Raw genomic sequence first — 13,000 nt, forward strand, 5'->3', positions numbered from 1 at the left:
TTGCGCGGCCAGCCGGCGAGGCGGTCGCGGGCGACGGCCCAGATCAGCAGGGCGGCGGGCTGGCCGGCCGCGACGGCGTCGCCCGGGGCGGCGCTCAAGCGGGGCCCGCACGCCTGCAGGCCCGCGCCGGCGGTCAGGGCCGAGCCCAGTCCGAGCAGCACGGATCGCCGCCGCGTGGCCGTCATCGGTCGACTCCCAGCTGTTCGGCCCATCCTGCCGCGAAGGGGGGCGATGCGCCACCTCACGGCCAATTTACCCTTAACCCTTGTCCGGTTTTGCTCAGCGTGCTGCTTATGCGCCTTCGCGCGTCAGGTGGGGCGCAGCAATACGGGAGTAAGCCGTTGAGTAGAACGGATGGAGGGGGCGCCGTCACGGCGTCGGTCGGGCCGCTGGTCCGACGAGCGGGGGGAGAAACCGCATGAATATCGTGATCATCGCCGGTCTGATCATCACCTTCCTGACGGGCGTGCCCGTCCTGATGCAGATCCTGAAGAACCACCCGAAAGGGTTGATCATCCTGTTCTTCGCCGAGATGTGGGAGCGGTTCTCCTACTACGGGATGCGCGGCATCCTGATCTTCTACCTGACCCAGCATTTCCTGTTCGACGACGCCACGGCGTCCGCGACCTACGGCTCCTACACCTCGCTCGTGTATCTGCTGCCGCTGATCGGCGGCATCATGGCCGACCGCTATATCGGCACCCGCAAGGCGATCGCCTTCGGCGCCCTGCTGCTGGTCGCCGGCCACAGCCTGATGGCCTACGAGGGCCGTCCGGCCAGCGAGGTTCTGACCTACGCTCCGACCGGGACCGAGTACCAGGTCGTCAGCGAGGGCCGCGGCGCGGCCCGCGAGGTCGGCGTCATGGTCAACGGCCAGCGCTACGCCTTCACGCCCGCAGAGGGCGGAGGCCTGTCGCTGACCGGCCTGCCGGCCGACGCCGGCCTGCCCGCGGTCCTGCCGGAAGGCTCGTACGAACTCGAGGCGACCCGCGACACCACGGGCGTCAACAGCTTCTACCTCGCCCTGTCCCTGATCATCATGGGCGTGGGCTTCCTGAAGCCGAACATCTCGACGATCGTGGGCCAGCTGTATCCGCAGGGCGATCCCCGGCGCGATTCCGGCTTCACCCTGTACTATTACGGCATCAACCTCGGGGCCTTCTGGGCAGCGGTGCTGTGCGGCTTCCTGGGCCAGACGGTCGGCTGGTGGGCCGGATTCGGTCTCGCCGGCGTCGGCATGGCGCTGGGCTTCATCGTCTTCGTGCTCGGCAAGCCGCTGCTGCAGGGCAAGGGCGAACCGCCGAACCCGACGCTGCTGAAGGCGCCGATGTTCGGGCCGCTGAACCGCGAATGGCTGATCTACATCCTGGCCATCCTCGGCGTCGCCATCGTCTGGTTCATGGTCCAGCGCAACGCCCTGGTGGGGACGGTGCTGAGCGTGTCGACCCTGCTGTCGCTGATCGCCATCGGCTGGATCATCATGTTCGTCTGCAAGACCTGGGCGCAGCGCCAGCGCATGATGCTGGCCCTCGTGCTGATCTTCGGCGCGGTGGTGTTCTTCACCCTGTTCGAACAGGCCGGCACGTCGCTGAACCTGTTCGCCGATCGCAACGTGGATCTGACCATCACCCCGGTGGCCATGCAGTGGCTGGGGATCACCATCGGCACGCCGGCGCAGCTGGCGGCGGCGGGCGTGACGCCCACCGGCTTCTGGATCGACGCCACCATCACGGCGGCGCAGGTTCAGTCGTTCAACGCCGGCTTCATCCTGATCTTCGCCCCGATCTTCGCGGCGCTGTGGGCGTGGCTGGCCAGCCGGAAGATGGACCCCAACCCGACCATGAAGTTCGGTCTCGGCCTCGTGCAGGTCGGCCTCGGATTCCTGGTGGTGGTCTGGGCCGCCGGTTCGGGCATGGTCAACAGCGCCTTCCAGATGCCGCTGATCATCCTGGCGCTGCTCTATATGCTGCACACCACCGGCGAGCTGTTCCTGTCGCCCGTGGGCCTGTCGGAAATCACCAAGCTGTCGCTGCCCTCCGTGGTCAGCTTCATGATGGCGGTGTGGTTCCTCGCCAGCTCGATCGCCCAGTTCGTCGGCGGCAAGATCGCCGGCCTGATGGGCACCGAGACCGTCGGCGGCCAGGTGCTGGACCCGCAGGGGGCTCTGGCCACCTCGCTGGACGGCTTCGGCAAGCTGGGCTGGTGGGGCGTCGGCATCGGCGTCGGCTTCATCCTGATCAGCTTCCTGATCAAGGGGTGGTCGCACGGGGCCAACGACGCCAGCAACCATCCGGGACCGAGCGTCACGGACCGCGGCCAGGAGGACGGCAACGTCGCCCGGCCGGGCGCCAGCACCCCCGCCTGATCCGGGGCGGACGCCAGGAAGAAGGGCGGAGCCTTGCGGCTCCGCCCTTTTTTGTCGGCGCTATCCGCTTCCGGCCGGCCCGGGCGGGATCAGAAGCTCTTGCGGATCTGCAGGAACAGCCACGGGCTCATCCGCGTGCGGCGCACCTCGCGGAAGGCCACCGGAGCGACGTCCCGGGGGCCGGCGTAGATGTCGCGGTCATAGCCGCGCTCGCGGTCCGTGGCGTTGCCGATGTCGAGGCGGATGGTCGTGTCCGACGACGGCTTCCACTGCCCGTACAGGGTGACGAAGGGCTCCGCGTACAGCGACCGCACCTCCCGCACACGGAAGAGCCGGCCCTTGTCGACGTTGCAGCCGTGGTCGAACCCGTAGGACCACTTCCCGCCCTGCAGATCGTGGTTGAAGTTGACGCCGCAGCCGAAGGCCTGGTTGCCCTGGAAGCGGCGGGTCTCGCCCGTGAGCGGATCGGTGACCTCGGTGTGCACCCAGCTGGTGCGGGCCTGAAGGCGGGCGTTGGGGATGCCGAGCCGGTCCATCGGCAGGGTCAGTCGCAGCTGGTACTGGTCGAACGAGCCGTCGCCGATGTTGCCCACGCCGTCGAAGCCGCCGGTCAGGGGGATGATGTCGATGACGTCCTCGACCTCGCCGTGCTGGATCGAGGCCTCGAACACGCCCTCGCCCCAGAAGCGGCGCTCGTATACGGCCTCCAGAAGGGTGGTCTTGTCCGGCTCGAGGTCGGGGTTGCCGCCCTCGACCTGGCCGATGTCGATGTCCGCCGAGGCGACGAAATCGCCGAAGTCGAGCTGGCCGACCTGTCGCTCGGCGCGGAACCGGAACTGGTGGCCTTCCGCGGGAGTCCAGGTCAGCTGCAGGCGCGGTTTGGGATAGACGAAGGACTTGGTCAGATCGCTGTCGCCGGACTGGCTGATCTCCGACACCTCGACGCGCAGGCCGGCCTCGAGGGTGAATTTCGGATTCGGGCGCCACGTCGCCTGGGTGAAGGCTTCGCCGCGCAGTTCCTCGACCTTTACCGAGGACGAGGGCAGCGGGATCGGCACTCCGTTTTCCTCGAAGGCCGTTGCGCTGTCGAGGAAGTTGTAGGCGACCTCGCCGCCGCTCTCGAAGGCCCAGCGGTCGTTGGGGCGGAAGCGCAGCACCGCCCGGGCGATCGATTCGCCCTGGCTGTTGTCGGCGGAGAAGGTCGAGGTGTCCGCGCCGCTCTGTGAGACGCCGACATAGTCCTCGGTCCCGTAGCGCTGCAGGCCGACCAGTTCGAGGCCGAGGCGGGGCGAGAGGTCGCGGGTCCAGTTCAGGCCCAGCTCGCTGTTGATCGAGTCCGACTCCTCGTCGTTGAAGCTGTCAATGCCGGGACCGGAGCGGATCAGCAGGTCCTGCGAGTTCTCGTTGCCGAACCAGCCCAACAACCCGTTGACCCGCAGCCGGCCGCCGGCGAACGGCCGCTGGACGGCGCCGGTCGCCCGGACGTTGCGGAACCGGTCCCACAGCACCAAGTCGGCGTCCTGGATGAGGGCCCCCGACGGGTCGTAGCGGCGGCGGTAGCCCTCGCCCGTGCCGTCGGTGCGATCGGTGGTGGCGCTGATCGAACCCTCGATCGAATTGTCGCCCTCGCGGCGGGAAAACTGGCCGGCGATGATCGGGCCGATGTAGCCGTCGGGGTAGATGTAGTTGTTGAACTCCAGCACCCGCTCGACCGTGACGGTGCGGCGCAGGACGACGTTGGCGATGACCGAGCGGCCCTGCATGTCGATGCCCGGGGCGCCGCCGCGGATGAGTTCGATGCGCTCGACGCTGTCGGCCGAGATGCGGCGCAGGACCTGGTCAAGGCTGTCGCTCTTGGACGAGGGCCGGTCGCCGTCGATCAGGACGTTGCCGGCCGCGCCGGCGAAGCCGCGGGTGCCGTTGTTTCCGGTGTCTAGGCCGAAGCCCGGCAGGCGGGCGATCATGTCGAGCGCCGTGTCCGGGCGGGAGTCGGCGAAGAAGGCCGGCTCGAACACCAGTACGCCCTGCTGGGCGGCGTCGACCTCGGGCGCGGACTGGATCGGGCCGGTCGGCACGGGCGCCCGGGCGGCGCTGTCCGGCGTCGGCGACTGGGTCGGCGTGGTCTGCGCGATGGCCGGGGCGGCCAGCACGGACAGGGCGGCGGTGGCCAGCCAGATGGTCTTCGTCATAGGTCCCTCTCCCAAGTGGGCGGACCGTGCCCGCGCCTCAGGGGGGGCTCCAGTTACAAGCCTGACAGGTGGATTAATTCGGCGACAGGCTTGGGGCGGCGGGGTGTCGAACCTGGAGCGGCCGGCGGGAATCGAACCCGCGACATTCAGCTTGGGAAGCTGACGTTCTACCTCTGAACTACGGCCGCGACCGGGTCGCCGATCGGAGGCGGACCATAGCTTCGCGCCGGCAAAAGAAAAGGCCCGGCGCGGCGGCCGGGCCGTTCCCCGGGTCTAGCGGGCGACCTCGACGTCGATGCCGCGGCGTTCGAGGATTTCCTGCACGCTGTCGTCTCCGGCCAGGTGGGCGGCGCCGACCGCGATGAACGCCGTGCCCGAGCCGGCCAGTTCGGTCTGGATCTGGTCGGCCCAGTTGGTGTTCCGACGGACCAGCAGGGCCTGGTAGAGCGCCTCGCCGCCTTCGCGCATCGGCCGGACGCCCAGCGTCTCGACGGCTTCGACGTCGCCGGCGGCCCAGGCCTCGACCAGCTTGTCCAGGTCGGTCGTGGCCGTTTCGAAATCCTCGAGCGTGCTGCGCAGGAAGGCGAGCTGGTCGGCCTCGGAGAAGCCGGCGAGGATGCGAATCTGCTCGTCGACGGTCTCGAAGCCGTTGATGGGCTTGCCGGCGGCCTCGGCGCGCGCCTTGAGCAACAGTTCGACGCCCGAGGCCGGGTCGTAGCCGGCCTTGGTCAGCGGCGCGACCGACAGCGTCAGGGCGGCGAACCACGGCCGGAACACGTCGAGCTGGGCGGCGCTGAGCCCGACGGTCTTCGCCGCCGCATCGAGGGCGGCCACTTCCTCCGCGCTCAACAGGCTGGACAGCGGCCGGGCGGGCGACAGGCCATGCTGCTGGACCAGCGGCAGGACGGCGGCCTGATCGTCGGGGTTGGAGATTTCGAGGATCAGCTTGTCGGCGCTTTCGAAGGCGGCGTCGACGCGGTCGGTGCCCCAGCCCGTGGTCGGGCGCAGCAGGTGGACGGTGCCGAACAGATAGAGGGTGGAGTCGGCGTCCCTGACGACCCAGAGGGCGGGGCCGCGGCCCTCGGCGGGCGGCACGGCGCGGATCGCGGGCGCCGCTTCGGCGACGGGCGGAACGACCTGGGCGTCGACCGGCGAGACGACGGCGACGGCGAGGCCGAGGCCGAGCGCGGCCCCGAGGGTCAGGCGGCCGATGGCGGCGACGGTGGTCTTGAGGCGTTTCCGGAGAGTCATGTGGAGGTCCTGGAGGCGAAGGCCGTGGAGGGTTGCGAGGTCAGTCGGCGATGAAGATGGCTTCGATCGGCTGTTCGAAGACGCGGGCGATGCGGAAGGCGAGCGGCAGGGACGGGTCGTAGCGGCCGGTCTCCAGCGCGTTGACGGTCTGGCGCGAGACGCCGAGCCGGTCGGCCAGATCGGCCTGGCTCCAGTCACGTTCGGCGCGGAGCACCTTGAGGCGATTGTTCATCCGGGCGCTCCTAGCGGTGTTTCAGCCACCAGATGGCCCAGGCGACCGCGTAGCCGGCCAGCTGGAACAGCAGGATGGCGTACATGCCGCCGGCCACGAGCTCGGCGGCGCTGAGGCCGACGTCCGCCGAGGTCGAGCCGTCGTCGCGCAGGGTCAGGGTGAGCAGCAGGATGGCGCCGACGGCCATGCCGCTGGAGCCGCCCCACCACCAGGCCCATTTGTGGGCCTCGCGCGCGGCCTCGTCGATGCCGCGCCACCACCAGACGCAGCCGGCGAGGGCGACGGCCATGGCGGCGGCCATGAAGCCGACGGTCAGGACGAGGCCGAGCACGCCCGGCTGGTCGCCGACCATGGCGCCGCCGGCCCCGGCCAGGCCGCCGATCGCGGCGACGCCGATGAGCATCAGGAGGAAGGCGCCGAGGCCGAGGGGCCGTTTGGGACGGCTGGCGGGGGTCATGGAGAGCTCCGTGTCGCTATGACAAGGGTGTTTTACATCGCGACGCCACGGTGTCAAGCAGGCTTGTCAGAAAGTCTGCGAGGCTTGTCGCCGCTAGTCCGCGGCCGGCGCCGCCAGTTCGGGGCGCGACAGGGAGCGGGGCGCGCTTTCGACCGGCGGCAGCCCCGGCAGGTCCTTGCCCTCGTGATCGACGTGCAGGTCCTCGAAGCGTCTGGCGGAGACCATGACCTGGCTCTCGAGCGAGCCGACGAACTGGTTGTACTTGCCGACCGCCGTGTCGAGCGCCCGGCCGACGGCGGCGGCGTGGCCGCCCATCACCGACAGGCGCTTGTAGAGTTCCTTGCCCAGTTTCGCGACCTGCTCGGCGTTCTTCGCCTGCTCCTCGGCGCGCCAGCCGTAGGCCACCGCCTTGCACAGGGCGAACAGGGTGGTGGGGGTTGCGATCAGCACGCGGGCGTCCATGGCCTGGGTGATCAGGTCGGGCTCGTGGTCGAGGGCGGCGGACAGGAAGGACTCGCCGGGGACGAACATGACGACGACATCGGGGCTGGGCCTGAACTGGTCCTGATAGGCCTTGGAGGACAGCTGGCGGACGTGGGTCTTCATGCTCGCGGCGGTGCGCAGGGAGGCGGCGCGGGCCTGGGCCTCCTCGTCGCCGTCGGCCGCGTCCGGGAAGGCGAGGGGCACCTTGGCGTCGATCACGAACATGCCGCCGCCGGGCATGCGAACGATGAAGTCCGGGCGCTGCTGGCGGCCCTGATCGTCGGCGGCGGAGGTCTGTTCGGTGAAGTCGAAGCGGCCGGCCATGCCCGCGGCCTCGAGCACATTGCGGCAGGTCTGCTCGCCCCAACGGCCGCGCCGGCCGGTATTGCCCTTCAGCGCCTCGGTCAGGCGGCGGGCCTCGTCGCGGGTGGCCGTGGAGGCGGTCATGAGCAGCTGGAGCTGCTCCTTGAGGCCGCCGGTCTCCTCGGCGCGGACCTTCTCGAGCGCGGCGACATGCTCCTGGAACGACTTGAGGGTTTCGGCCACCGGCTTGAGCTGGGCCTCCATGCGCTGCCGCGCCATCTCCTCGCGGTTGCGGAAGGTCTCGTCGGTGCGCTTGAGCAGTTCCTCGGCGACGGTGGAGGCGGACTCGCGCGCCTGGGCGCGGAGCAGTTCGGTGGAGGTCGCGGCCTGGTCCTCGAACAGTCTCATCCGCGCCTCGGTCTCGGCATGACGCGTGTGCAGATCCCAGGCGCGGGCCTCGGCGGCGGCGGCCCGGCGGCGCTCCATCAGGGCCCAGCCGAAAGCGACGACGGCGAGCAGGGCGGAGGCGAAAAAGGCGATGAGAGAGGCGTTCATGCTCCGTTCCTTACCGGGAGTCGGAGGAGGCCGCCATGGCGGGCGGCTCTGGATTATACCCGGGCGAAACCGGGAAAACGTGGGGGGCAGAGTCTGCGGAGTCTGCAGGGCCCGCTCCAGAAATCGCCGCCGGCCGCCATGAAGGGCGTTCCGGATTGTACCCGGGTGAAACCGGGAAAACACGGTGTGCAGAGTCTACAGAGTCTGCAGAATTCGTTTCGCCCCACGCCTGCATGTCGTCCTCGGCTCCTCCGGACGGGCCGGTTGACCGTCCACGCCGCAGTCTACCCCCGGCCTGCGTCAGAATCGGACGTAGGCCACGCCAATCCAACCCATCGTCGTCATCCTCGGCCCATCCGCTGCGATGGCATGCGATCGCGGTCGCTCCTACCCGAGGATCAGAGGGCAGCGGCGAGCTGTGCGGCGGTGATGGCCCAACAATCGCGCCCTTGCCGTCTTCGACGCCGCACCGGATTGTCTGGCCCTCGGGTCAAGCCCGAGGGTGACGGCGGGGGGGGCAGGCTTGGCCTACGCCGGGCGGCGCTGGCGGAGGGCCTGGATGATGGTGCCGTCGTCGAGCCAGTCGAGCTCGCCTCCGACGGGGACGCCGCGGGCGAGGGAGGTGATCTCGACGCCGGAGTCCGCCAGCCGCTCGGCGAGATAGTGGGCGGTGGTCTGGCCGTCGACGGTGGCGGGGAGGGCGAGCACGACTTCCTTCGCCTCGCCGCCGCGGACCCGGCCGACCAGTTCGGCGACGCGCAGGGCGTCGGGGCCGACGCCGTCGAGGGCCGAGAGCAGGCCCCCGAGGACATGATATTTGCCGCGGAAGCCGCCGGAGCGCTCCATGGCCCACAGGGCGCCGGCCTCCTCGACGACGCAGATCAGGCCGTTGTCGCGGGCGCCGTCGGAGCAGATCGAGCAGGGATCGCGGGTGTCCGGCGCGCCGCAGACGCTGCACGAGACGACCTTGTCGGCGGTCTCGCGCAGGGAGGCGGCGAGGGGGACCAGCAGCTGCTCGCGCTTCTTCAGCAGGGCGAGGGCGGCGCGGCGGGCCGAGCGCGGGCCGAGGCCGGGCAGTTTCGCGAGGAGCGAGATCAGCCGTTCGATCTCGGGTCCGGCGGAGGCGGCCAAGTCAGAACAGCTTGGGCATGCCGGGGATGTTCATCCCGGCCATGGGTCCGGCGGCCTCGCGCATCAGGGCGGCGTTGGCCTCGTCGAGCTTGCGCTTGGCGTCGGCATGGGCGGCGACGATCAGGTCGGCGAGAATCTCGGTCTCGCCGGGCGCCATCAGGCTGTCGTCGATCCGGACCGAGGTCACGTCGCCGGGGCCCTTCAGGTCGATCGAGACGAGGCCGCCGCCGGAACTGCCGGAGGCGGTCGTCTCGGCCATTTTGGCCTGGGCCTCCTGCAGCTTCTGCTGCATCGCCTGGGCCTGCTGCATGAGGGCGTTGAGGTCTTTCATGAGGCCTAGATAGGCCTCGCCGCCCCGACCCCGCAAGGGCGCGGCGGAGGGTCGCGGGCTGCATTTGTAACAGTATGTGTTCTTGAATGATCCACGGGGCGTCCTAATTCGTATTCGCCACTGTTGCTAATACCGATCAGGAGGATTTCCCCATGGCTTTCGACGCCACCCCCGTCCGCGACCGTCCGCTGTCCGACGCCGCCCTCGCCCAGCTGTTCACCGAGGCGCGCACGCGCAACGCCTGGTCGGACCGGCCGGTGCCGGAGGACCTGCTGCGCCGGCTGTACCACCTGACGAAGTTCGGGCCGACGGCGGTGAACGCCACCCCGGCGCGGTTCGTGTTCGTGACCTCGCCCGAGGCCAAGGCGCGGCTCGCGCCGCTGATGTCGGACGGCAACCGCGAGAAGATGCTGCAGGCGCCGGTCAATGTCATCATCGGCCAGGACATCGAATTCCACGAGACGCTGCCGAAGCTGTTCCCGCACGCGCCGGGGGCGAAGGACTGGTTCGCCGACGAGGCCGGGCGGCGCGAGACGGCTTTCCGCAACGCCTCGCTGCAGGGCGGCTATTTCCTGCTGGCGGCGCGGGCGCTGGGGCTGGACGTCGGCCCGATGTCGGGCTTCGACGCGGCGGGGGTGAAGGCGGAGTTCTTCGCCGGCACGACGGTGGAGCCGAACTTCATCGTCAACCTCGGCTACGGCACCGACGAGAACCTGTTCCCGCGGTCGCCGAGGCTGGCGTTCGAGGAGGCGGCGGAGATTCTGTAGGGGCCCGAGGGCCGACCGGTCGGTCACTGCGCCGACCGGCGCCTGCTGCTCCAGATCCGCTCAGAGCCAGGAGCCGTCGCGAGCCGGCAGGCTGATCTCGAACTCATCGAACAGGATCACCGGCGACACGCGGTCGTTCCAGAAATGCTCCTGGGTGTTCAACAGCCCCTGATCGAGTGTGCGCTCCACCTCGATGCGCAGCCTCGCCGTCGCCGGCGCCGGAGTCATCAGGGGCGCAAGCCTGTCGAACTGGTCGGTCGGCAGATAGAGATGGACGACATACCGGTCAGGGCCGCGAAGCCACATCGCCCCGCGCTGACCCCCCAGGTCGACGGGCATTCCGTCCTCCATGCTCGTGACGGTCCGGCCGTGATGGCTGTCGAAAATCCTCAGAAATCCGGCGAGCTGCGACAGCGGTCGGCCGAGGCTTTCCACCACCGTGGGGGCGGACGCCGTCACGACGGCGGTGATGCGCCGTGACATCGTACCGGTCACATAGAAGTTCGCACCGAGACGAATCCCGGACAGCTCGAACTCGGGCTCGATCCCGAATGCGGGGCCTTCGGTGACGCGCCAGTCGCGCTCGGGATGATCGGCCACGGCAGTTGTCCTCGAAGCAGGGCGCATCGCGCCGCCGACGGGTCGGAACGTGGGTCGCGACGGGAAAGGGCGGGCGTCCGGAGCGGAAGCCGGTCCGCCCGGCGCTTCCCGCGTCAGCGGCTCAGTAAATCGTCTCGCCGACCCGCTGCAGGGCCACGTCCGACGGCGGGTTGTCGCAACGCGCGCCGTCCCGCGGCGTCCAGCTGCCGTACTCGCCGGGCACATACCGGGTCGTGCTGTATTCCGACAATTCCGGGAACATCGGCTCGTCGGCGCCGGGACGGAGCGTCCAGGTGCGGGCGAAGCCGGAGGTGTTGGACGCCTTGAGGGCGAGGCACTGGACAGCCCCGGACGTGTTCCGCGCCCAGGCTTCCTGTCTTTCGGTCGGGCTGGCGCCGTACCAGAAGGTGACGGCTCGCTGGGTCATGGACACGCCATTGCTCCAACCGGCCACCTCACGCGCCGACCCCGGAACCGTCACACAGGCCGCGAGCGAGGTGACCGCCGCCGCTGCTACCAAGACACGCTTCATTGACCGCCTCCCCGACCGCGGCGCCGATCGCCGTTCGGCGATTTCCGCATCTTATCCAGCGGTTGGCAAGATTCGGCGCGACAGTTTCGGGCGAAATATCCAGACGCGCCGACCGGCCGCGAGGCAGGCGGAGGACGCGCGCCTCTAGTCCTCCTCCGCCGTCTCCTCCGGGATCGCCGGCAGTTCGACCGCCGGCGCCAGCGTCTTGATCTCGCCGATCCTCGCGCCCGGGAAGGCCTCCATCACGGCGACGATGAAGGGGTCGGCCTCGATCTGGGCCCGCTCCTCCGCGCGCTTGCGGCGATCGATCTCGATCATGGTTTCGCCGCCGCCCTGGCCATTGGCGGCGATCAGCCAGGTGCGGCCGGTCCATTCCTTGAGGCGGGATGACAGGCGGCGGGCGAGGTCGATCGGCGCGCCCTCGATGCTCTCGTAGGTGATGGCTCCAGGCTTGAAGGCGACCGGCCGGACGTAGCGCTGGACGTCCATCTGCAGACCGACCTCGCGCTTCTCGCCGATCAGGGCGACGACCTGCTCGAACGACTGAGGGTCGGGCAGGGCGGGGGCAGGGACGGGACGGGCGGCCAGCTGGGCGGAGGCGCCGCCGCCGCCTCCACCGCCGGACGGGCCGCGCGGGGCGGGGCCGCCGCCGGGCATGGGCTCGCCGTCGCGCAGGGCCTTGAGCGCCTCTTCCGGCCCGGGCAGGTCGGCGGCGTAGGCGAGGCGGACGATGGCCATCTCCACGGCGTCGGCGGGGTTGGGCGCGCGGCGGACCTCGTCGAGGGCCTTGAGCAGCATCTGCCAGACACGCGCCAGCGTGCCGGCCGAGATGACCGCGCCGAGGGCGGTCAGCTTCTGGGCCTGGTCGTTGGGCAGGCGGGTGGCCTGGGGGCCGAGCATCTTGGCCACCGAGGCGGCGTGGCAGTGTTCGAGCAGATCGTTGGTCACCTGCACCGGATCGGCGCCGTAGCCGTAGAGGGTGCGGAACAGCTCCAGCGCCTCGGGCGTGCGGCCGGCCATGATCGATTCGAACAGGGCGATGGTCTGGCTGCGGTCGGCGAGGCCGAGCATGTCGCGCACGACCTCGGTCTTCACCGTCTCGCCCTTGTCGCCCTGCACCAGCGCCTGGTCGAGCAGGGAGAGGCCGTCGCGCACGGACCCCTCGGCGGCGCGGGCGATCAGGGCCAGGGCGTCCTGTTCGATCTTCATGCCCTCGCGGTCAGCGATGCGGGCGAGGTGTTCGACGAGGATCTCGGGCTCGACGCGGCGCAGGTCGAAACGCTGGCAGCGGCTGAGGATGGTCACCGGCACCTTGCGGATCTCGGTGGTCGCGAAGATGAATTTGGCGTGCGGCGGCGGCTCTTCCAAGGTCTTCAGCAGGGCGTTGAAGGCCTGGTTCGACAGCATGTGAACTTCGTCGAGGACGTAGACCTTGTAGCGCGCCTCGACCGGGGCGTAGCGGACGCTCTCGATGATGTCGCGGATGCCGTCGATGCCGGTGTGGGAGGCGGCGTCCATCTCGACCACGTCCATGTGCTGGCCGGCCATGATGGCGGCGTCGTGCCGGCCGTGGGCGGTCAGCTCCAGCGAGGGACGATCGATGAGGTCGGTCTCGTTGTTGAGGGCGCGGGCCAGCAGGCGGGCGGTGGTGGTCTTGCCGACGCCGCGGACGCCGGTGAGCATGAAGGCGTGGGCGATGCGGCCGGTGGCGAAGGCGTTGGTCAGGGTGCGGACCATGGCCTCCTGGCCGATCAGGTCCTCGAAGGTGCGCGGCCGGTATTTGCGGGCCAGGACGGTGTAGGCC

General features: G+C 69.8%; 13 protein-coding genes and 1 tRNA gene. 2 read left to right on the forward strand and 12 right to left on the reverse strand.

Annotated features, from left to right (window positions below):
- Window positions 1-185, reverse strand: a 185-nt coding sequence (locus tag VGD32_RS13405) for a hypothetical protein (protein ID WP_331032380.1), incomplete at its 3' end; no start/stop codon positions are given.
- Between the two features lie 233 nt (window positions 186-418).
- Between VGD32_RS13405 and VGD32_RS13410 the strand changes: the two genes are divergently transcribed.
- Window positions 419-2,365 carry an oligopeptide:H+ symporter gene (locus tag VGD32_RS13410; RefSeq protein WP_331032381.1) on the forward strand — a complete coding sequence of 649 codons (1,947 nt, stop codon included), beginning with the start codon at window positions 419-421 and terminating at the stop codon, window positions 2,363-2,365.
- An 89-nt stretch (window positions 2,366-2,454) separates the two neighbouring features.
- On the opposite strand, the gene VGD32_RS13415 is transcribed toward VGD32_RS13410, so the two are convergent.
- From VGD32_RS13415 to VGD32_RS13450, 8 genes are all read right to left on the reverse strand, one after another.
- Entirely contained in the window at window positions 2,455-4,554 is a 2,100-nt protein-coding gene (locus VGD32_RS13415) for a TonB-dependent receptor (protein WP_331032382.1), read from the reverse strand.
- A 113-nt stretch (window positions 4,555-4,667) separates the two neighbouring features.
- Window positions 4,668-4,742, reverse strand: a tRNA-Gly gene (locus tag VGD32_RS13420).
- Window positions 4,743-4,827: 85 nt separating this feature from the next.
- Complete coding sequence (locus VGD32_RS13425) at window positions 4,828-5,805, reverse strand: TraB/GumN family protein (RefSeq protein ID WP_331032383.1); 978 nt, start codon at window positions 5,803-5,805, stop codon at window positions 4,828-4,830.
- 40 nt (window positions 5,806-5,845) lie between these two features.
- Complete coding sequence (locus tag VGD32_RS13430; protein ID WP_331032384.1) at window positions 5,846-6,037, reverse strand: helix-turn-helix transcriptional regulator; 192 nt, start codon at window positions 6,035-6,037, stop codon at window positions 5,846-5,848.
- A 10-nt stretch (window positions 6,038-6,047) separates the two neighbouring features.
- Window positions 6,048-6,494, reverse strand: coding sequence for a hypothetical protein (locus VGD32_RS13435; RefSeq protein WP_331032385.1), 447 nt, complete (start codon window positions 6,492-6,494; stop codon window positions 6,048-6,050).
- A 93-nt stretch (window positions 6,495-6,587) separates the two neighbouring features.
- Complete coding sequence (locus VGD32_RS13440) at window positions 6,588-7,835, reverse strand: DNA recombination protein RmuC (RefSeq protein ID WP_331032386.1); 1,248 nt, start codon at window positions 7,833-7,835, stop codon at window positions 6,588-6,590.
- 528 nt (window positions 7,836-8,363) lie between these two features.
- On the reverse strand, window positions 8,364-8,966 hold the full coding sequence (recR, locus tag VGD32_RS13445) for a recombination mediator RecR (protein ID WP_331032387.1): 603 nt from the start codon (window positions 8,964-8,966) through the stop codon (window positions 8,364-8,366).
- A gap of 1 nt (window position 8,967) precedes the next feature.
- Window positions 8,968-9,297 carry a YbaB/EbfC family nucleoid-associated protein gene (locus VGD32_RS13450; protein WP_331032388.1) on the reverse strand — a complete coding sequence of 110 codons (330 nt, stop codon included), beginning with the start codon at window positions 9,295-9,297 and terminating at the stop codon, window positions 8,968-8,970.
- 152 nt (window positions 9,298-9,449) lie between these two features.
- Between VGD32_RS13450 and VGD32_RS13455 the strand changes: the two genes are divergently transcribed.
- Window positions 9,450-10,064 carry a malonic semialdehyde reductase gene (locus VGD32_RS13455; protein ID WP_331032389.1) on the forward strand — a complete coding sequence of 205 codons (615 nt, stop codon included), beginning with the start codon at window positions 9,450-9,452 and terminating at the stop codon, window positions 10,062-10,064.
- Window positions 10,065-10,124: 60 nt separating this feature from the next.
- Here the strand turns inward: VGD32_RS13455 and VGD32_RS13460 are convergent, their stop codons facing one another.
- From VGD32_RS13460 to VGD32_RS13470, 3 genes are all read right to left on the reverse strand, one after another.
- A complete protein-coding gene (locus VGD32_RS13460) occupies window positions 10,125-10,664 on the reverse strand; it encodes a hypothetical protein (RefSeq protein ID WP_331032390.1) in 540 nt (179 codons plus the stop codon).
- Between the two features lie 121 nt (window positions 10,665-10,785).
- On the reverse strand, window positions 10,786-11,091 hold the full coding sequence (locus tag VGD32_RS13465; RefSeq protein WP_331032391.1) for a hypothetical protein: 306 nt from the start codon (window positions 11,089-11,091) through the stop codon (window positions 10,786-10,788).
- Between the two features lie 249 nt (window positions 11,092-11,340).
- The coding region (locus VGD32_RS13470) for a DNA polymerase III subunit gamma/tau (protein ID WP_331032392.1) at window positions 11,341-13,000 on the reverse strand (1,660 nt) is incomplete at its 5' end.

This window comes from Brevundimonas sp. (assembly GCF_036402095.1).
Lineage (GTDB): Bacteria > Pseudomonadota > Alphaproteobacteria > Caulobacterales > Caulobacteraceae > Brevundimonas.

Coding starts and splice junctions, on each gene's coding strand:
- VGD32_RS13440 (WP_331032386.1), bottom strand. CDS start 7,835: ATGAACGCCTCTCTCATCGCCTTTTTCGCCTCCGCCCTGCTCGCCGTC.
- VGD32_RS13425 (WP_331032383.1), bottom strand. CDS start 5,805: ATGACTCTCCGGAAACGCCTCAAGACCACCGTCGCCGCCATCGGCCGC.
- VGD32_RS13430 (WP_331032384.1), bottom strand. CDS start 6,037: ATGAACAATCGCCTCAAGGTGCTCCGCGCCGAACGTGACTGGAGCCAG.
- VGD32_RS13450 (WP_331032388.1), bottom strand. CDS start 9,297: ATGAAAGACCTCAACGCCCTCATGCAGCAGGCCCAGGCGATGCAGCAG.
- VGD32_RS13415 (WP_331032382.1), bottom strand. CDS start 4,554: ATGACGAAGACCATCTGGCTGGCCACCGCCGCCCTGTCCGTGCTGGCC.
- VGD32_RS13455 (WP_331032389.1), top strand. CDS start 9,450: ATGGCTTTCGACGCCACCCCCGTCCGCGACCGTCCGCTGTCCGACGCC.
- VGD32_RS13465 (WP_331032391.1), bottom strand. CDS start 11,091: ATGACCCAGCGAGCCGTCACCTTCTGGTACGGCGCCAGCCCGACCGAA.
- VGD32_RS13435 (WP_331032385.1), bottom strand. CDS start 6,494: ATGACCCCCGCCAGCCGTCCCAAACGGCCCCTCGGCCTCGGCGCCTTC.
- VGD32_RS13410 (WP_331032381.1), top strand. CDS start 419: ATGAATATCGTGATCATCGCCGGTCTGATCATCACCTTCCTGACGGGC.